16 protein-coding genes are annotated in these 20,061 nt (G+C 50.3%); 1 reads left to right on the top strand and 15 read right to left on the bottom strand.

Annotation, left to right across the window (positions count from 1 at the left end):
• Nucleotides 1-325 precede the first annotated feature (325 nt).
• Genes FYJ60_RS07785 through FYJ60_RS07775 form a run of 3 tightly spaced genes read right to left on the bottom strand, consistent with a single transcriptional unit; the run spans nucleotide 326 to nucleotide 4,433 of the window.
• A complete protein-coding gene (locus FYJ60_RS07785) occupies nucleotides 326-1,147 on the bottom strand; it encodes an RNA polymerase sigma factor RpoD (RefSeq protein WP_154458117.1) in 822 nt (273 codons plus the stop codon).
• Complete coding sequence (gene tig / locus FYJ60_RS07780) at nucleotides 1,144-2,334, bottom strand: trigger factor (protein ID WP_154458116.1); 1,191 nt, start codon at nucleotides 2,332-2,334, stop codon at nucleotides 1,144-1,146. The genes FYJ60_RS07785 and tig overlap by 4 nt, the downstream gene beginning before the upstream one ends.
• On the bottom strand, nucleotides 2,334-4,433 hold the full coding sequence (locus FYJ60_RS07775) for a hypothetical protein (RefSeq protein ID WP_154458115.1): 2,100 nt from the start codon (nucleotides 4,431-4,433) through the stop codon (nucleotides 2,334-2,336). The genes tig and FYJ60_RS07775 overlap by 1 nt, the downstream gene beginning before the upstream one ends.
• A gap of 114 nt (nucleotides 4,434-4,547) precedes the next feature.
• Here FYJ60_RS07775 and FYJ60_RS07770 point away from each other — a divergent pair, with 114 nt between their 5' ends.
• Nucleotides 4,548-5,000 carry a hypothetical protein gene (locus FYJ60_RS07770; RefSeq protein ID WP_154458114.1) on the top strand — a complete coding sequence of 151 codons (453 nt, stop codon included), beginning with the start codon at nucleotides 4,548-4,550 and terminating at the stop codon, nucleotides 4,998-5,000.
• A 250-nt stretch (nucleotides 5,001-5,250) separates the two neighbouring features.
• Here FYJ60_RS07770 and FYJ60_RS07765 read toward each other — a convergent pair whose 3' ends face one another.
• The 12 genes from FYJ60_RS07765 to FYJ60_RS07710 all read right to left on the bottom strand — a co-directional run.
• Nucleotides 5,251-5,700, bottom strand: a complete 450-nt coding sequence (locus FYJ60_RS07765; protein ID WP_154458113.1) for a DUF1934 domain-containing protein — start codon at nucleotides 5,698-5,700, stop codon at nucleotides 5,251-5,253.
• Between the two features lie 72 nt (nucleotides 5,701-5,772).
• A complete protein-coding gene (gene sufU / locus FYJ60_RS07760; RefSeq protein ID WP_154458112.1) occupies nucleotides 5,773-6,222 on the bottom strand; it encodes a Fe-S cluster assembly sulfur transfer protein SufU in 450 nt (149 codons plus the stop codon).
• A 63-nt stretch (nucleotides 6,223-6,285) separates the two neighbouring features.
• Nucleotides 6,286-7,515 (bottom strand): aminotransferase class V-fold PLP-dependent enzyme, encoded by a 1,230-nt coding sequence (locus FYJ60_RS07755; RefSeq protein WP_154458111.1) that lies wholly within the window; start codon nucleotides 7,513-7,515, stop codon nucleotides 6,286-6,288.
• Nucleotides 7,502-8,617, bottom strand: a complete 1,116-nt coding sequence (locus FYJ60_RS07750) for a SufB/SufD family protein (protein ID WP_154458110.1) — start codon at nucleotides 8,615-8,617, stop codon at nucleotides 7,502-7,504. The genes FYJ60_RS07755 and FYJ60_RS07750 overlap by 14 nt, the downstream gene beginning before the upstream one ends.
• A 13-nt stretch (nucleotides 8,618-8,630) precedes the next feature.
• A complete protein-coding gene (gene sufB, locus FYJ60_RS07745; RefSeq protein ID WP_154458109.1) occupies nucleotides 8,631-10,040 on the bottom strand; it encodes a Fe-S cluster assembly protein SufB in 1,410 nt (469 codons plus the stop codon).
• 15 nt (nucleotides 10,041-10,055) lie between these two features.
• On the bottom strand, nucleotides 10,056-10,802 hold the full coding sequence (sufC, locus tag FYJ60_RS07740) for a Fe-S cluster assembly ATPase SufC (RefSeq protein ID WP_154458108.1): 747 nt from the start codon (nucleotides 10,800-10,802) through the stop codon (nucleotides 10,056-10,058).
• Nucleotides 10,803-10,891: 89 nt separating this feature from the next.
• Complete coding sequence (locus FYJ60_RS07735; RefSeq protein ID WP_154458107.1) at nucleotides 10,892-11,851, bottom strand: FKBP-type peptidyl-prolyl cis-trans isomerase; 960 nt, start codon at nucleotides 11,849-11,851, stop codon at nucleotides 10,892-10,894.
• Nucleotides 11,852-12,200: 349 nt separating this feature from the next.
• Nucleotides 12,201-15,569: a glycosyl hydrolase family 2 protein gene (locus FYJ60_RS07730; protein WP_154458106.1), complete on the bottom strand. Its 3,369-nt coding sequence runs from the start codon at nucleotides 15,567-15,569 to the stop codon at nucleotides 12,201-12,203.
• Between the two features lie 447 nt (nucleotides 15,570-16,016).
• Nucleotides 16,017-16,640 (bottom strand): Crp/Fnr family transcriptional regulator, encoded by a 624-nt coding sequence (locus FYJ60_RS07725; RefSeq protein WP_205839029.1) that lies wholly within the window; start codon nucleotides 16,638-16,640, stop codon nucleotides 16,017-16,019.
• A gap of 118 nt (nucleotides 16,641-16,758) precedes the next feature.
• Nucleotides 16,759-18,045, bottom strand: coding sequence for a C40 family peptidase (locus tag FYJ60_RS07720; protein WP_154458104.1), 1,287 nt, complete (start codon nucleotides 18,043-18,045; stop codon nucleotides 16,759-16,761).
• 142 nt (nucleotides 18,046-18,187) lie between these two features.
• Nucleotides 18,188-18,742, bottom strand: coding sequence for an ANTAR domain-containing response regulator (locus tag FYJ60_RS07715; RefSeq protein WP_154458103.1), 555 nt, complete (start codon nucleotides 18,740-18,742; stop codon nucleotides 18,188-18,190).
• Between the two features lie 21 nt (nucleotides 18,743-18,763).
• On the bottom strand, nucleotides 18,764-20,061 hold a 1,298-nt coding region (locus tag FYJ60_RS07710), incomplete at its 5' end, for a glutamine synthetase family protein (RefSeq protein ID WP_154458102.1).

Genomic DNA, 20,061 nt, shown 5'->3' with positions numbered 1-20,061 from the left:
CATTCCTTTCTCCGGATATCCGGAAATCTCTTTCTAAATCTCTATTCTAAATTTTCTTCGTCACATTCGTATCTGCCGGGATGCGGAGCAACATCGCATGACTCCTCCCGCACTCCTGCGGTCATTTTTTCTGTTTACAGCTGTCAAGTGATGTCCTCCTCTCTCTTTTTATTCTTATATTTCCTAGTTGATATATAGGATTATATACCTATTTCTCTGTATGTCAATAGGTTTTTTGGGGAAAATAAAAAAAAGAAGCTGCTGCCCGTTTTGTCAGACAGCCGCTCCTCTGTATTCTTTCTGTTCTTCAGGAGACCAAAAGCTCTTACTTCTCTCCGTCCGTGCCTTCGTCCTTGACCTCTTCCCCGGCCAGGCGGAGAATATCCGCCGCCTCCTCTTCGGTAATCTCAAGATAATCCGCAACCTCATCCAGATAAACCTTCCGTCCGAGTTTTTTCTTCAGGACGTTGATGGCGTCCTTCATTTCTTCCACCTTTTCTACCATCCGGCGGTCACGGGTATGGACATCCCTCTGTTCTTCGATCATCGTCTCCATGGCCTGCCGCGCATCTTCCAGCAGGCGATCATGTACTTCTTTCAGGGATCCGGTCATCCGGTAATCCAGCATATCCACCGCCAGAACCAGCTGGAGGTTTGCTTCCTGAATCAGATCCTGCACGGAAACCTCCGGGATTCTCATCTGCTCTGCCAGCTTCACAATATCCGAAAGCATCAGTTCCGTCAGACGGCGTCTTGCCGCCGGGTCTTTGCTCCGGAGCTTCTCCAGAAGCGTCTGCTTCTCTTCCTCATCCAGAGGGCGCACGGCCGCGATCTCATCCAGATACATCTCCAGATAATGCTGTTCCTGCTCCGTCCCGAACTTCTCCGGAATGGCTTCCCCGGTGCTTCCCTCGGAATTGTCCCCGGCAGTCTCCGGTACGCCGGTATTTTTTTTCGGCGCCTTATGGAATCCCCGCACGATAATATGCCTGGACTGAAGAAACTCGAAAACCAGATCCAGCTGTTCCTGGTTCAGATGATCCTTCTCAAAAAACGTCCTGACGTCCTCCTGCGAGATGATCTGATTCTGCTTTTCCGTAAGCGCCACAATCTCCTGCAGCTTTTTCTGAAATTCTTCGGGAGTCATTCTGTGGTTCCTCCTGCGTTCGTTACCGTGATACTGTCTGCCCCATCGGTCTGTGTTTCCGTAACATCCGCATAACCGATCACTTTATCCAGGACCATCTGGGTCTCGACATACTGCTTCAGCGTATCCTCCCCGTATTGTTCTTTTAACGCATCCGCTGTCATGCCCCAGGCCTTTTCTGTCTCTGCCAGCGCATCCTGGTATTCCTGGCTGTCATCGGTAAGCTGCTCCGCCTGCATCAAGGCATCCAGAAGCAGACGGCTCTCTGCCGTGTATCGGCCGTACTGTTCTTTTCTTACCTTATATTCCTCCGCGGTAAGACCGTTCTGTTCAATAAAATCATCCAGGGACAGGTTATACTGCTCCGCCTGGCTGGTTACATTTTTCTCGAACTCCTCTGAGCCTTCCTCCACATAGGATTTCGGCAGCTTAAGGAACGTACATGCGCTCTCTACCTGCTCCCATGCATCGGAATTCAGCTGCTGGTCCGCGGCCTCCTCATTTCCCTTCTGGAGAGACTCTTTCATATAGGCGCGATAGTCGTCCATGGTCGTGTACTCCCCGTCCGTATAGGAACTCACCCAGGCGTCATCCTGCTCCGGGGCGCGGGAGATAGAATTCAGTGTTACGGTAAAAACCACGTCCTTCCCCGCGACATCCGTATTGCCGTAATCATCGGGAAACTTCAGGTTCAGATCCTTTGTCTCCCCCTTTTTCATTCCGATCAGCCCGTCCTCAAACCCGTCAATAAACGTATCCGAGCCGATGACCAGGACGCTGCCCTGTGCGCTGCCTCCGTCAAATTCCTGACCGTCAATTTTTCCGACATAATCAATGTTAACCGTATCTCCATCCTGAACAGCGGCGTTCTCGTCTGTCACTTCTTCCGCCGTGGCCTGGGACTGAATATAAGAATCTACCTCTTCATCCGTCACCTGTCCGACGGTTTTGGTAAGCTTAAGTCCCTTGTAATTGCCGAGGACGATGCAGTCCTCCAGTTTCCAGTCGTCGCCCTCCGCCAGCGGGATGCTCATGACCGCGTCCTCCTGGGAGGAAGAGGAGACTGCCGAAGTCTCGATACTCTCTCCGGTTACAGAAGACAAGTTTTCCCCGCCTTTGCCGCCGCACGCCGCAAGGCCTGCCGCCATAAGCGCGCAGAGAATCAGTACCGCTGTTTTTTTCTTCACTATTTCAAAACCTCCAGATAATCTGCGTAAGAATCAATTTCGTGAATGCCCTGGCGGACATATTCCGGCTGCACCTGCGCCCAGGTCAGCTCCCCGCTGTTTTCAATAAAGTAATAATGGAATCCCAGGCTGCTGAGATAGCTGTACTTCTGGTTATCCGCGGTATAGACTCCCCAGTCCCCGATATCTGTCTTTTTCGGAAACAGCATGATGTCTGTCGTGCCCAGTATGGAAGAGAACACATCCTCCCACTGATCCACATCGTTCTTCATAATATCGTACTGGCTTCCGTAGCTGGTCAGGTCATAGCTGTTGCAGGCAAAATGCCAGCCCGACGAGCGGAGCGCGCTGATAATGGCCTGGCAGGTCTGAAGATTCCGGCTGACCTGTTCGTTATTTGTCAGATTCCCGGAAGAAGAGCTGCTGGATGAGCTGACGGAGCTGCTCTCCGAGCTGCTGTCCGTACTCTCTGCCGTACCGGAAGTACCGCCGCCTGTTCCGGAAGTATCTGTATTTTCAGCCGTGGTGTTCTCTTCTGACACAGTGCCTTCCTGCCTGGCCGCCAGCACAGATGCCAATCCTCTGTCTGTCCGGGCATTCTTCAGGATTCCGGTGATAATCGGATTGTCCGGATAAGCAAAAGCAAACATTCCATCTGCCGTATCGTCCGTGGTCGCGGACGCGTAGGTATTGTCTGCAGTCCCGTAAGCATCCGTACCGGTTCCGTCGGTATACGCCGTTCCGGTCTGCCCGCTTTCATCTGTTCCCGTGCCGGCAGTACCGCTTCCGTCTGTTCTCGTGTCTGTACCCGTGGTACCGCTTCCGTCTCCGCTGTTCTGTGTTTCATCGTCTTCCGAATAGGTGATGTTCTGCGTAGACGGGGAAATTGTCACCGTCGGTGCGGCAATCACATTTTCATCTTTCTCCACCGTATAGCCAAACAGCCCCCGGTAGCCGGTAATGCCGATAATGCCGCGCGCCCCGTTATAAGAAAAATCCGGATGCTGGGAAATAAAATTCTCCAGGCACGGAATCACATCCACAGCGCCGGTCAGGGAATCTGTACTCCCATCGTTCTCATTTGTCTCCGTGTACTGACATAAAATCTTCCCGCTTTTGGAATCCAGGACAAGGCTGTCCGCCTTCCCGTCATTCTCTGCCGTATAGCTGCAGTCCATCTGAGAAATGATCAGCGGTTTCTTTCCCTTCGGAACCTGGACGGAACCATCTGTAAAACCGCTGTCCCCGCTTGCGGCAAGACTGTACACATCGACCAGCACATAGTTCTGGTCATACAGATCAGAAAGGATCTGGTTAAAATCACTCACACTGAGAGCCTGTTTCTCAGAAGAATCCGCAGAGCTGTCGGAAGAAGTTCCCGCCGCAGCGTCCGCCGTTTCCGTTGTATCGGTTCCCGATGTCTCGTCCGGAATTCCGTCTCCGTCTGCATCGACAGACGCTGTATCGGTCCCGTCCGACGAACTGTCTTCCGCAGAAGAAGAATCCTTAATCGTCAGGGTCGGAAAAGAGAGATGCAGAACCTCTGACGCCCGGAAGGTATCCAGAGTACGCGCTGCTTCCTCTGCGGCTGCGGCGGCGGCCTCTGCCTCCGCTTTTTTCACCCGGTATCGGTGTATGGCCGCTCCCCCGGTAATCAGGATGGCCGCAAGGGCGGAGACAGCGACAACCGCCAGTGCCATACGGATGATCTTCTTTCTCTTCCGCCGTTTTTTCCGAAGCGCCTGCCTCTCCCTGTTCCGGCGCAGTCTTTCCCTGCGCTGGGCTTCCGTCTCGGTACCCGATGCCGAAGTCTTCCTGGAAGAAGAAGCGGCGGTTCCTGTCCGCCTGACGGCATTGCCGGATCTCTGTGCGGAAGCAGAGTTTCCCCCGGAGGCTGCGCTGCTTCTTCCCGAGGTACTTCTTCGTCCGGCCGCGCTGCCGGAGTTTTTTCCCGCGGTCCTGCCTGCGTTCTGTTTCTGCGCAGAGGAGGCACCGGACCGTTTTGTGCCGGAATTCCCGTTTGTTTTCCGGACCGGATAATCCAGCAGGCTGTCTATCTGCATTTTTCTGTTTTGGTTTTTCTTATTATTCTCAGCCATAGTGTAATAATCATACCGCAAATCAACATATTCAGCAACCGAATCTTGCCTTTTCAGCACGCAGATGCTATCATAAAACAGTATGTCAACGACAGAAAAAAGGAGGAAAACACGATGCCCTGGTGGGGAGTTTTACTGATTGTCATAGGAATTCTCGTAGGTATTATTATTGTGCTCTATTTCCTCGGAAAAAGAGCACAGAAGAAACAGGATGAGCAGCAGGCGCAGATTGACGCGGCCAAGCAGACTGTGAGCATGCTGGTCATTGACAAGAAGAAAATGAGAATCCGGGACGCAGGTTTTCCGCCTATTGTCCTGGAGCAGACGCCGAAAATGATGCGCCGCACCAAATTCCCGATTGTAAAGGCAAAGGTCGGTCCGAAGATTATGACTTTCATCGCAGATAAAAAGGTGTATGAAATCATTCCTGTCAAGAAGGAAGTGAAGGCAACTGTCAGCGGGCTCTATATTACGGATGTCCGCGGCATCCGCGGACCGCTGGAGGCTCCGAAGAAAAAAGAAAGCCGGATGGACAAGCTGTTAAAGAAAGGCCGCGGCGAAGCATAAGCAATATAAAAAGGACTGTCGCTTTACTGAAGAAAATGAATATTCTTCCAGAAACCGCTTGCGCTCTGTCCTCGCGCAGCGGTACTAATCTCCCTGCGGCGCTTACGCTTGCAGGGAGAAAGGACCAGCGCTGCGGATGTTTCTTCCAGAATATTCATTTTCTATCCTTGTGAGGCGACAGTATTTTTTTGTCTGTTTTTCACAATACTTTTTCTTATATTTTAGATGTTTCATCCGAATGATTGGAAAGTCACAGTTCCTTCATATACCACCAGTCTCGTGATTTTACGTTAAAATTCACCTGGCAGTCCGCTGCAAAGCCTTCGCCCATGTTCAGCGCGTAATCCACGCGGTAATCGAGCTGGTTTTCCGAGACTTTCAGACAGAAATCCGTCGCCGCGATATTCATATCCATGCGCCCGAAGGGTGTATGGTATGCGGAGATAGTTTTCTTTCCCTTCTCAAATATCATCTCTGTGTCGATCAGCCCTTTTTTATGGACCATCAGGCGATCTTCGGTGAATTTATAGAGATTATGGGTGACCTCCCGGAATCCCTCTGTGCTCTCCTCGAAAATCAGATAATGCTGACCGTTTTTATAATAATATTCTCCGGGTGTGACAATCTCCACGGGCTGCGCGGAATCCTCCGCGCTGCCGAACTGAATTCCCCGGAGCGTGATAATCACTTCTTTTGTCATTTCCGCTGTTCCCTCTTTTCGGTGATTTCCGAAGGTGCCGTTCCGACATCAGCTCTCATCCGTTTCAGAGTTCTATGCGTCAGCCTTTTTTCTTGCTTTATCCGGATCCTCGAAAATTTCATCCATGGTATGCCATCCCAGGACCGCGCATTTTACCCTGGCAGGCATATGGGAAATATCCTCCAGCGCTCCGGCTTCCTCCAGCTCTTCCTTTTCCTCTTCGGTGATTTTTCCTTTGATCATTCTCAGAAAGATTTCTGACAGTCTTTTGGCCTCTTCAACCGGCCTTCCGATCACCAGATCCAGCATCATGTCGGCGGATGCCTGGGAAATCGCGCAGCCGTCTCCCACAAATGCCCCGTCCTTTACCACTCCGTCTTCTACCTTCAGCTTCAGGATAATATCATCGCCGCAGCTGGGATTTACTCCCTCCAGCTCATAATTTGCATCCGGAAGCTCATGCTTGTGCGTGGGATGCAGATTATGCTCTGTTAATATCTCACTGTAAAATGTGTTGTGCATAGCTAATCCCTTCTTCCGTGACAGTCCGCCGCACAGAAGCGAAATGCCGGACCTGATTCTTCTTTAATAACCCATACGTTTCCGCAGCGTCTTCATGCTGTCAACCAGGCGGTCCGCCTCTTCCTCCGTGTTATAGAAAGAAAAGCTCGCCCTGGCCGTGGACATTGTGCCGAGGAATTTCAGAAGAGGCTGCGCACAGTGATGTCCTGCGCGCACATCCACATGATCCTCGTCCATCATAGCCGCGATATCGTGCGGATGAACTCCATCCACCGTAAAAGTAAGAATACCGTGATGCTCCTTCGGATCATCGGATCCAAGAATGTGCACCTCCGGGATTTCCTTTATCTTTTCCATCGCGTAAGCGGTCAGATGATCCTCCCGCTCCTGGATTTTATCAAATCCGATGGAATTGATGTACTGGATTGCCGCATGAAGGCCTACCGCCCCGCCCGCGTTTACCGTACCGGCTTCAAATTTATGAGGAAGCTCCGCGTAGGTGGCGCCCTCCCTCGTCACATATTCAATCATTTCCCCGCCGTAGAGAAAGGGCTGCATGGCATCCAGAATTTCTTTTTTCCCGTAAAGGACGCCGATTCCCATGGGCGAGAGCATTTTGTGTCCGGAAAATGCCAGAAAATCCACATCCAGATCCTGTACATCCACCGGCATGTGGGGAACGCTCTGCGCGCCGTCCGCCACAAAAACCGCCCCGTACTCATGCGCAATCCGGGCAAATGTTTTCAGGTCATTTGTCCTCCCGATGACATTTGAGACATGTGTCATGCAGACCAGCTTTGTCTTCGGGGTTATCGCCCTGCGAAAATCTTCTTCGGTTATGTTTCCGGTTTTGTCGCACTCCAGATATTTCAGCGTTGCGCCGGTTCGTTTCGCGGCCTGCTGCCAGGGCAGCATATTGCTGTGGTGTTCCAGAATGGTGATTAAAATCTCATCATCCGGCTTCAGGTTGTCTGCCGTCCAGCTGTATCCCACCAGGTTCAGGCTCTCGGTCGCGTTCCTGGTAAAAATGATTTCCTCCGTGCTTTTCGCGTGGATAAAAGCACGGACCGCCTCTCTTGCCTGCTCATAGGAGTCTGTGGCCCTAAGGCTCAGCTGATAAAGCCCCCGGAGCGGGTTGGCGTTTTCACTCTCATAATAATGAGAGACGGCCTCCAGAACCTGCCTGGGTTTCTGCGTTGTTGCCGAATTGTCCAGATATGCTGTCTCCGGATTAAGAAGCGGAAAATCCTTCCGGATTTCCGCATCCTCCCGTTTTCTTTCACTCGTTGTCATCCTCTGTGCCTCCCAGCCAGGTATTGATGTCTTCTCTCCATCTCTCATCCGGAATCAGGCGGATCACCGAGTCCAGACGGGCCTTGGCCATCATCTCATAGATCTGATCCCTGTCCATTCCGCGGGATTCCAGATAAAACATAAGGGAATCATCCAGTCTTCCGATGGTGGCTCCGTGGTTGCCCACGACGTCCTCTTCTGCACAGAGGATCAGCGGAATAGTCTGATTCTGCACCTCATCGTCCATCATCAGAACATCTTCCATTTCGTTCCCGACAGAACCCGCAGCTCCTCTTTTGAAATCAATGGTGCCCCGGAAGGTCTTTTTCGCACGGTCACGCAGGACGCCGCTGGCATTGATAGCGCATTCTGTCTTTTTCCCCGTGTGATTGGCAAAGTAATTCATATCCAGATGCCCGTCGCCAAGCACCTGATAAGCAATGTCCGTTTTCAGGGAGCTTTTGCTGCCTGCCAGATCAATACGGCAGCCCTGATAGATATCCCCACCCCCGAGAAACAGATGGATAATTTCTATTCTTCCGCCGTCCTCGCAGGTTCCGCCCACATCGTTGATAAAGGTAAAACCGCTGCCCAGACGCACGGTCTGCACCAGGCGCAGAACAGAATTCTTCTTTACGCGTACCTTTGTCTGGACCGCTCCAAAACCGGCTGCCGTATCGGTGTATTCCGCTCCCCCGGCCCTGCCGGCCGCCTCCGCCGGAACCGATGCATAGTCCATCAGTACCGTCATGCTGCTGTTTTCTTCTGTCACAAGCCCGATAGAAAATGCCTTCTGGTCCCCGTCCGCAAACGGAAAGCGCAGACGCACCGGGTTTTCGGCTTTTCTGCCGGCCCTGGCGGTAAATGTCCTGGTCTTGATTTCCTTCAGCAAAGTGCCGACCTGTTCTCCGCATCCCGAAGGCTGCTGCTCCAGCGCCGGATCCTTCGTGCTGCTCTCCGCCACAGCATCAGATGGAAATGCGGTTTCCACACCGCCCTCTGCCAGCTGTGCGGGCACCTGCACCCGTGATTCGTTCATTTTCAGCCAGTACCAGGTGATGGCAGGAAGCCGGTTCAGTGTTATATCCTTCTTTTCATTCATTTCCGATTCCTCCTCAGCCTACTGTGCCCTTCATTTCCAGGCGGATCAGGTTATTCATCTCTACCGCATATTCCAGAGGCAGCTCCTTGGAAACGTTGTCCGCAAATCCGCTGACAATAAGCGCCCGGGCCTCTTCCTCGGAAATTCCGCGGCTCATAAGGTAGAAGACTGCCTGGTCGCTGATTCGTCCGATTTTCGCCTCGTGTCCGATATCGGCCTGGGAGGTCCGGATGTCCATGGCCGGAATGGTGTCCGAACGGGACTCCGAATCCAGCATCAGGGACTGGCAGGACACCGAGGACTTGCTGTTCTTTGCCTGATGATTCACGACAACAGAGCTGCGGAAGGTGCTGATACCCCCACTCTTGGAGATGGATCTGGTATTCACATACGAAGAAGTGTCCGGCGCACTGTGGACAATCTTGCAGCCAGTGTCCAGATTCTGTCCTTTTCCAGCAAAGGTCACACCGGTAAACTCTGCTCTGGCACCCCGTCCTGCCAGAATGCTCATGGGATACAGGTAGGAGACATGGGAACCGAAGGATCCGGAAACCCATTCTACTTTTCCGCCCTCCTCCACCTTTGCCCGCTTAGTATTTAGGTTATACATGTTCTTGGACCAGTTTTCTATGGTAGAATACCGCAGCGTCGCGTTCTTCCCTACATAGAGCTCTACGCAGCCGGCATGCAGATTCGCCACATTATATTTCGGAGCGGAACATCCCTCAATAAAATGAAGATAGGCGCCCTCCTCCACGATAATCAGCGTATGCTCAAACTGTCCTGCCCCGGCAGCATTCAGACGGAAGTAAGACTGAAGGGGAATCTCCACCTTTACTCCCTTCGGCACATACACGAAAGAGCCGCCTGACCAGACCGCGCCGTGAAGGGCGGCAAACTTGTGATCGGTCGGGGGAACCAGCTTCATAAAATGAGACCGGATCAGATCCGCGTATTCACCGCGGAGCGCACTCTCCAGATCCGAGTACACCACGCCCTGCGCAGCCACCTCTGCCTTTACGTTGTGATAAACCAACTCCGAGTCGTACTGGGCTCCCACTCCCGCAAGAGATTTTCTCTCCGCCTGCGGAATTCCCAGCCTCTCAAAGGTATCCTTGATTTCTTCCGGAACCTCGTCCCAGCTTCCCTGCATTTTTGTGTTTGGGCGGACATAGGTAACAATCTGATCCATGTTCAGCCCCTCGATGGAAGGACCCCAGTCCGGAACTTTCTTCTTATTATAAATTTCGAGAGAATGCAGCCGGAAATCGCGCATCCATTCCGGATCATTTTTTTCCTCTGACAGTTCCAGCACGATTTTCGGTGTAAGGCCTTCCTCGATCCGGTAGGTATCAGCACCTTCCTCGTTTCGGAAATCGTACATGCTCCTGTCTATATCTTCTACATAAGTTTTTTCCTTCATGGCAATTCCCTTCCCTCAGGCATTCTCAAACCGCTCGAAGCCGTGCTCATTGATTTCATCTACCAGGGAACCGTCGCCGTCTTCCACGATTGTTCCGTTTACCAGAACATGCGTGGCGTCTACATGCAGAGACTCCAGAATCCGGGTGCTGTGCGTGATAATAAGCAGAGCACCGTCCTTATCTTTCTGATACTCCTCCACGCCCTTGGATACGGTGCGGACGGCATCTACATCCAGGCCGGAGTCCGTCTCATCCAGAATGGCCAGAGAAGGTTTCAGCATAAGCAGCTGCAGAATTTCCGCTTTCTTTTTTTCGCCGCCGGAGAACCCGACATTCAGGTCACGCTCCGCATAGGAATGATCCATCTGCAGAACATCCATGGCCTTAAAAATTTCCTTGCGGAACGGAAACAGCCGGATTTTTTCTCCCGTCTTCTGTTCCACCGCACTGCGGATAAAATTCATCAGGGAAATTCCCGGAACCTCCAGAGGATTCTGGAAGGACATGAAAATACCGTCTTTTGCTCTCTCGTTCACGGGTTTGGAAAGAAGTTCCTCTCCCTTGAACACGATACTTCCTCCGGTAACCTCGTAAGCCGGGTTTCCCATAATCGCATTTCCCAGCGTAGACTTCCCCGCGCCGTTCGGCCCCATAAGGACATGAGTCTCTCCCTTATTTATTGTAAGATTCAGGCCGTGCAGGATTTCTTTCTCCTCCACACGGACTGTCAGATCCTTTACCTTTAACAGCTGCTCTGCCATACCTATCCTCCATCTGGTTTTAATCCCTAGTATTTTAGTACACTTTTTCGCGCTAATTATATACCAGAGTTTTTTTAATTGCAAGGGTTTTACTCTGCCGAAATAAGCTCAATATGAAAATTCAGTTCTTTTCCCGCCATCTCATGGTTGGCATCCAGCGTAATGTTTTTTTCATCCTTAGCTGTAACAACAACAGGGAAGGGTCTTCCGTTTCCGGACGTCAGATAGACCTTCTGCCCGATCTGCAGCTGATCCGATCCCTCCAGATCCGCAATCGGGAAGGTAAAAACGTTTTTCGGATCCGGCATACCGTAAGCTTCCTCCGGGCTCAGGTGGATGTCCACTTCCTCACCGATTTCCATATTCACAACGGCTTTGTCAAACCCCGGAATCATCATCCCTGCACCGCAGATAAACTCCAGCGGCTCACCACGGTCATAGGAGGAATCGAACTGTGTCCCGTCGTTAAAGGTACCGCGGTAGTGTGTTTTTACCTTTTTTCCCGCGTTTTTCCCTTCCAGGATGACCTTTAACTCCTGTCCTCCGCAGCCCCCGCAGCCTCCGCCGCAGCCGGATTCACAATCTCCGCCGCCACAGCCGGAGCCGCAGTCTCCGCCGCAGCACCCGGCGTCCTCGCTGCTCTCCTCCGCAGAATCTGTTCCGTCCGCAGTCTCCCGGCCGGAAACAGCTTCGTCCTCTGTGCCATGGCAGCTGTGATGTTCGCAGTTTACTCCCTGAGATTCCATCGTGCCTCCCAGAAACGCCTCCACGGCCCGGTCCGCATCCCCTGCTGCCCCGGAGACCACGCGGATTCCTGCGTCCGCCAGTGCTGCCTGCATCCCTGCTCCCAGGCCGCCGCAGATGACAACATCGACCCCGCCCCTGGCAAGTACCCCTGCCAGCGCCTCATGTCCGACGCCGCCGGCACTCAGTACTTCTGCCGACAATACCTTGTCATTCTCTGTCTCATAAATCTTAAAAAACTCTGTTTTTCCGAAATGCTGAAAGACCTCACCATTCGTATTGTCATATGTCACTGCAATTCTCATCGTTTTTCTCCTTTCCATCCTTGCTTCGTGCGAACCTAAAAAAAGCCCGATACCCTTGATTGCGCTATTCATCTTCTTGCAGATGTCGCCTGGAATGCATAATCCTGATGGTAACATATCCGGCCGCAATACACCAGTGCCAGATTCTGCTTCCAGCCACTGTCCAGACCTGCAAACCGATGAAAAGTTACGGCGATTCTAATAAAAAAAGAACTGTCTCAACGCCTCCTTTTCATTGAGATCAGTTCTTCTTTTCAAAAACCCATCATTTATTCATTAACGCTTTTCGATTTTCATCCTCACATCTGTTATATTCCGACTTCCATCGTCTTTGTTTCAGCGAGTATTATTAAGTCAGACTTGTCAGGGTGTATGGATGCAGAACTGCCTGTACCGGTCCATAAGCCTCCACAGAAGTATCATATCCCCACCAGTCGGCCTCTTTTGCCTGTGCTCCGCCATTTGCGATTTCAACGTTTCCAAGCGTAGAACTATATTTAACCTCAATCGTATTCTCGCCGTCCTTCAGATATTCCGAAACGTCAGCCTTTGGATCTTTGAAGCTGATGCCTCCGGTGTACTGTTCCCTTCCGGTACTGCCGTCCGCAATGACCGTCTTGCTCTTGGAAGGATTGGTGCTGACGTCTCCTCCCACCTTCTTGCCATTGATCCAGACCTCCATTGTGCTGACCAGAGAATCACCAAAATCAAGTACCGCTCCATCTGCTTTGGATGCATCCCAATTGAATGTTGCCTTGTAGCTCGCTGTACCGGATACCTTGTCTCCGACTTCAGGAATGTTATTCCATGTTTTCAGTTTGTCCAGCTTGACATTGATTGCCGTCTTCTTTGTCTCATACTGACTGTTAACGGTCTTGAGCCCGTCGATGGTCTCCTCATCTATGATAAGATTATCTCCCTTAGACCAGGACTCGACGTTGACATCCCAGTTCGTGATATCATAGCTGTCCGGAACCTCTGCCTTTGTCTCAACGGTACTTCCATCAGAGAGTTCTGTGCTGTAATCACCGCTGGAAAATGCCTTTGCATACAGCTTTCCATTTTTCTGTACCACACTGTCTGCTGTCGTTGCCGTTGCATGCAGAGTCTCTTCCTTCATCGGGCGGAAAGCATAGAGCGCTATATCATCATATTTGATGTCGATCGGGACATAGGTTTGTCCATCACGAATTTCATAGTTTGCAACCAGCTGTGTCTCTCCCGTCCATGCATTGATCACATATGGCTCATACTCGCCATCTAAAACAAGATTCGTCTTACACTCGGTTCCATGACTTTCATTCTTCACAGAATCAATATAACTGTTCTGATGATAGTCATCTGAGCAGTAGTTATACGCATACAGATACCGGACGCCATTGCTTCCCTCTCTGCTCTGGGTCAGGATCTGATGGTTTGCTCCATCATATCCACAATAAGGCTGTACGCCAAGCTCCTGCATGCACTCGTAAACATCATCATCGTATCCCTGCGTATCATGGCTGAAGTAATCAAAACCTTCATCCGCATCATTGATTGCCGCTACCTTTACATTGTCCAGTTTTTCCAGCTCTGCCATGGTCTCTGCCAGCTCATCATCTCTGCCGTCGTTAAACGGCGTTTCCCTGGCTGCACCCTCCATCACTACAACAGGAAGTCCTTTTTTCGCCCAGTCGAGAATCTTCTTTGCGCCGTCCGGATCCAGCCATTTCTGGTAAATCACAAGAGCTTTATATCCGGCTGGTTCAATTGTCTTTGTCTCTTCGTCAAAGAACACCGTGTCCATATCCAGCAGGTCCGGACTGAGATAATCATAGGTATATCCGTTATCCTGCAATTCTGTGGAGCGGTAATAAACACCCATGTGTGCCAGCATATTATTCATATGCTCTACCGTATTGTCACGGCCGCCATAAGAATTCAGACCCTGGTTCCAGTTATTATGGATAAAACCAATATCCGTGCGGGAATTTCCCTCCTTCATTAAATGCTGAATTCTGCCGATATGTGCATTTAACTCATCATATTCCTCATAAGCAGGTTCCCGGTTATCCCAGCGGTCAAACGCCATCGGCGTCATCGGCATATCCCCAGGCCAATTTGTCTTATCTGTCCCGTAGGAATCAGTTGCACTCCAGATATGCCATACAACTTTCTGGAATCCCGCTGCATATTCTCCGTATACCGACTTTAAACGCATCTGCATTGTCGTGGTATAGGGATCCAGGGTTCCTCCAGTTTCCATGGACAAAGTCTTATTCTGGAGCTTTGCACCCGCCGTATGAAGTCGGAGAATATCAATCTGGTTGTACTCCTGCAGATTTTCTGCCTCCGGATAATCTACGTATGCAGAGGGCTCTGTAATCTCAAACGAACGCCCATAGGAAATCTGCGCTCTTGTTTTGATTCCGTAACTGTTAAACCACTCTTTCAGAGGCTTCAGCATATTCTCCTCATAGAGTTGTGTGAGTACATCCAGATAGTCGTTTACAATCTTTTCACTCTTTGCGGTATCTGTTGTTGAATTGTACCCGCTCGCAGGTGCTGTATATACGTCAAAGACAGCATATACCTCCGGAAGTCCTTCCAGAAGAAACATGTAAGGAAGGATGTCATACCCCTTTCTCTTTTTGAATTCATCCCGGATAAAATCTGTGTACCAGATGATACCTCCGGTCGGATTCAGCTCAATCGAATCCATAAACAGCATGACATCACCCTGCCTGATCTTTTCATTCAATTCTTGATCATTCAGATAATGCTCTTCCCAGAACTTCTTCAGTGCTTCCACTCCACGTTTATCAAAATAATTCGTGGCATACGCTGTCTCCGTGGACGGCTCGGACGTGTGATAATTTCCCTGCTGCCAGTAAGCTACCACATAATATTTGCCCGCATCGTTCTCTCCGACCTCTCCGTCCGGGGCGGTCCAGTTTACCTTCTGATCCCAGACAGTATCACCCTGCTGGATACCGGTGATCTCCTGCATAGTACTTTCATCGACGATATGTTTTTCGTAATCAACCGGCTGTACCCAGGGTTTGGAAGGAACAGACTTGTATTCTCCCTTCCCTGTTTCTTCGATCTTGTATGCATATGCTCCGATGAATGTTGCTTTATCATGCATAGTCTCCGGCTTTGGCAATTCCGTGATGCTCTGCCCGGGTTCTACGATCTCTGCTCCCATTGCCACCACCTGACTGGCCTCCTGGCTGTCTGGATCCAGGCCTGGTACATTTGCTGTTGCCCAGTTTGTTCCGGCAGTCAGACTGACCGACATATTGTGATCCAAAAATTCTTCAATCAGCAATTTCCATTTATGTGACCACATATCCGAGCCATAGGCATACTGATCCGTAGGTGCATCGCTTGTCTGCATGCAGAGCTCCGCGCCATCAAATCCGGCATCATAAATCTCCTGTACCTCCTCTTTCAGCTGCTTATCAGTCAGTGATGCCTGCGGAAGCCACCATCGCACATAGGACTGATCCTCTCTATCCGGATCTTTATACTCATTCGTCAGTTCCTCCGCATATTCCTCGGATATCTGTTTTGCCGCGGCAGTCTCTGTTATTGTCGAAGCAGACTTCATAGCACTCCCAGCGCTTACCGACGCGGATGCACTGCTGACATCCTGAACTCCGGAAGTTCCGCATCCGGAAATCATTGCCACACACAGCGCTGTGCACAAAAATGCAGAAGCTTTTTTCTTTCGCATAAACAATTCCCCCTTTTACCGTCTATGATTCGTATTGTGAGTCATAAAAAATACCATTTCAACGCTTATTGTAAAGGATAGCATTGTTAAAAACCACGACACATGTCCGGGTTTTTGACGTAATCACTTGTTACATTTGCTGTATTTCTTATGGCTCTGGGGAATAACCCACTCCTATGCACGTGATTCCTATATCCTTTTTCCTCCAACGCACCTTTTGTGGCAGACACCTTTGTCGGTTGAAAAGTCACTGCCTGCATTGCTGCTTTTCCTGTTCAGGAAAGGTAACATTTCCGTAGTTGCCATCTTTCTGCTCGCTCAGGCCTTTGGATATGACGGCATTCTGACTGTATAGTGAGTATCCGATGTTGTTCCCGCAATCCTGACCGGAATCCTGTTCTATCACCAATTCTACCCTCATATCTGAAAAAGCAGGCATAAAAAGCATTACTTTAGCAAAATATATTTGCCCTTCCCGCATTTTTTCACAATACCTTGCTGCTCCAGATTAGTCATGACCCGCTGCAGCTGGCGGCTGCTGCAACGGAGCTGAAAGGCATTTTTCTCCAGCCCGTATAGAAGTCCATTTTCACAATGATATTTCATGTGATTCAACACGCGATCTGTCAGCGAGGTATTCATCGCAATGGAGCTGGTAATTGCAAACATCTTTTGAGATAGCACACCCACCAGGAAATTAAGAAAACGAACATCATTTTTTAATATCTCCCGGTATTGCGTCAGAGGAATAGCAATGCTCACCGTTTCGGTTAAAGCCTCTGCAAAAAACAGAACTGGTGACGACTGATAAAATTCCATATCTCCCAATAGAAAAACAGCTCCTCCCTGAGTCAGAGAATATTTCGTACCATCATCCCGAATATGATAAATACTGACTTGTCCATCTACTATAATTTGTAAATATTTCTCTTCTTCGCAGGGCTGACAAAGATATTCTCCTTTTTGATATACATAGCCAGAGAAACCAATCTTGTTGAGATCAATTATCGTGTCAAGATGTGCTTTTTGACAAAGCTGCAGTAGAACCGTTTGATCATATATCCTTTTCACAGGCAGAATCCTCGTTTTCTTCGCTATTGGTGTTAAAGAGCCTTATTTGCAAAAGACGGCCCGGCAGGTTTTCTGCCGGGCCGCTTTTAGAGCTTGTTTGTCTATCTGTTTTCCCTTATCAGGAATATCTCCGGATTGTGCGGATCTCCGAATAATTCGCATCTGAATAACCGATTCCATGCGCGTCATCAATGGCATTGATGATTTTTCCGTCGCCGGCATAAATCCCGACATGTCCGTCGTAACAGAGAACATCTCCGACCTGGACATCCGAGTAGGACACCGCCTGCCCGTCATTTTCAATATCATAGGATGTCCGGGATGTATTGATGCCGAAATTCTTGTACACCTGCTGGACAAATCCGGAGCAGTCCACACCTGTATTCAGGTCGTTTCCTCCCCAGACATATTTGCCGCCCACATACTGGCTGGCATAATTCAGAATCTGCTGCCCCAGAGAAGAGGACACGCTTCCGCTTACCGTTCCGGTACTTCCGAATGAGGTACCGGAGCTGGCTGTTCCGCCTGTTGCCGCGGAGTTATCTGTATAAGTCCCGGTATAGGTATAAGAATTGTCCGTGCCCGTATTATCTGTGCTGTAAGTCGTGTCCGCGGCATTCCCAATGGCCACCATATAGGCAGAGGAAGTATCCGTCGAAGCCGCTGCCGCCTGCTGTGCGGCGGCATCTGCTTCCGCCTTCTGGGAAATAGCCTTATTCTGTTCTACAATCAGCTGCTGATACTGGTCCGCCAGCTGATAGGCTTCCGCCAGCTCCGCGTCAAAATCATCATACTGGTTCTGCGCCTCGGAGATCAGTCCTTCCAGCGTCTGCTGTCCCTCTGTCAGAGAGTTTTTGGAAGACTCCAGCTGTGCTTTCTGATCCTGCTGCTGCTGCTGGAGAGATGTGACCTGATTAACGGTATTGACATAGTCTTCCAGCTGCTGCCGGTCATAATCATACATCTGCTGCGTGTATTCCGCTTTATTCAGAATATCCGAAATATTTCCGCCGCTCAGAAAAACAGCTGCCCAGCCGCCTACCTCTCCGCCGGTTTCATACAGATACTGGATTCTTTTCTTCATGGCATTGTATTCGGTCGTCTGTTCCGCCTGCGCCTGTTCCAGATCTGACTGTGTCTGCTCCATCTTCCCCTGCAGTTCCGTAATGTCATTATTCACGGAATCCAGCTGGGAAATGGTAGTAACCAGCTTCTGTTTCAGATCGTCAATGCTGCCCAGAAGATCCTCCTTCTGCTGCTCCAGGCTGTCAATGCTGTCATTGATCGCGGCAAGATTTGCATCCGCAGATTCATCCGCATAAACAGCTGTGGAAAAAGCAGGTAACGCGGGGACAGCCGCAAGCAGGGCCGCCAGACTGAATGCAACCAGTTTCTTAAAATTCATGGACCAGATTTCCTCCCCAGGATATTTGCTAAAGATTTGACTTAACAAATACGAAATATTTTTTTAATCTTTTCTAATACTAGCATAATCATTAGGGAGATACAAGCAAAAAACAGGCAATAAAAAGTAAAGATTTTAGGCTTCAACCCGGACTGGCCAGCAGAAGAATCATCTCCGCGGTCTCCGATACTTTTGTTCCGGAATCCATGGCGCATTTCTGCAGATACCGGTGTGCCTCCGGCTCCGTCATGTGGTTTCTTTCCATAAGAATGGCCTTCGCCTGTTCGATCAGCTGCTTTTCTTTTTCATTTCTCTGCGCAGGCTTTCCGTTTTTCTTTTTTCTGCGTACACGCAGATCTCCCATCATCAGCTGAAGAGACTGCAGCATCTCGCTGACTTTCAGAGGAGTGGAAAGAAAAACTACATTGTCCGGCATGGTTTCTCCCGAAATTCTGCTGGAAGAGGTAATCAGAAGCATCTGAAACCCAGGGGGAAGATTATCTGCCAGATCCCGGTAGATCATATCCCTCAGGTGATAGCCGCAGACGATAATTCCCTCTTCCAGTGAGCCTGTCCGGGAGAGCACCTGCGCCCCGGACAGACAGGCGGAAAGGACCGGCATTCCGTTACGCACCAGTATCGACCGTATTTTTTTTGCATCCTCCGGATTCGAATACGCGACAATGATACTTTGCAATCTTTTTCCGAATCCTTTCTGTCAATATTTCTGAAGATAATTTTCGATTTCCCAGTTTGTCACAACCGCCCGGAACTCTCCCCATTCCTTCTGCTTGGCCTGCAGGTACTCCTCGTAGATCAGATCCCCCATTATGTTCCTGACCAGAGAATCCTTCTGATAACATTCCAGAGCCTCTCCCAGTGTCTCCGGAAGGACATCAATATTCATGGCGCTGATCTCCCTGTCGGACTTTCCGGAGAGATTTTCATGAATCAGCTTCGGAGGCTCCAGGCTATTCTTTACGCCGTCCAGTCCGGACGCCAGACAGAGCGCAAAAGCAAGATAATCGTTGCAGGCGCCGTCCGGGCTGCGGAACTCAATACAGGTCTGATCGCCTCTGCGCTGCGGAACATTGACGACAGCGGAACGGTTGGCCAGAATATCCGTCCAGTAGATCTTTGTAGGCGCATCAAAGCCGGAAATCAGCCTTTTATAAGAATTTACCAGCGGGTTCGTCACCAGCGTGATACCCGGCGCGTGAGCCAGCAGACCGGCCGCAAAATGACGGGCGGTGTCTGACAGCTGGTTCCTGTCGCTGTCCAGACAGAACAGATTTTTCCCAAAGCGGTCCCTGCAGGAGATATTCAGGTGCAGGCCGGATCCGTTCACCTCCGCCTTGGGTTTTGGCATAAAGGACGCATGCAGCCCGTGCTTTTTGGCTATTGTTTTTACAGCCATCTTAAACGTCTGCATCTGATCTGCGATCTTAGCCGCGTTTCCGGGGGCAAAATCAATCTCATGCTGGGCAGGAGAAAGCTCATGGTGAGACCCGTAAATATCGAACCCCATCTCCTCCAGCGTCAGGATGATGTCACGCCGCACATTTTCCGCCAGATCTGCCGGCGCCACATCAAAAAAGCCCGCGTCCTCATGCGTAATTGTCGTCGGACATCCGTCATCATCCGTGTGGAACAGGAAAAATTCCGGTTCCGGCATAATTTCAAAATAATATCCCATCTTCTCTGCGTCCTGCAGGACACGGTTCAGAACCAGACGGGAATCCCCTTCAAAGGGAGTTCCGTCTCCCTGCGCCAGATTGCAGAACATCCTTGCCACCTTGCCGGTCTGCGGCCTCCAGGGAAACACATCAAAGGTATTCAGATCCGGATACAGATACAGCTCATGAAGAGTATCCCGGAATCCTGAAATTGCAGAGGCGTCAAAAATGCATTCATGATTCAGGGCACGCTCCAGCTGTGCCGCCGTAATCGCCAGATTCTTCGGATGACCGAAAATATCACAGAACTGCAGGCGGATAAAGGCAACATCTTCCTCTT

It is taken from the genome of Bilifractor porci (genome assembly GCF_009696005.1).
Taxonomy (GTDB): domain Bacteria; phylum Bacillota; class Clostridia; order Lachnospirales; family Lachnospiraceae; genus Bilifractor; species Bilifractor porci.
The sequence above is the reverse complement of the archived record's forward strand: the minus strand, read 5'-3'. Positions and strand labels throughout refer to the sequence as shown.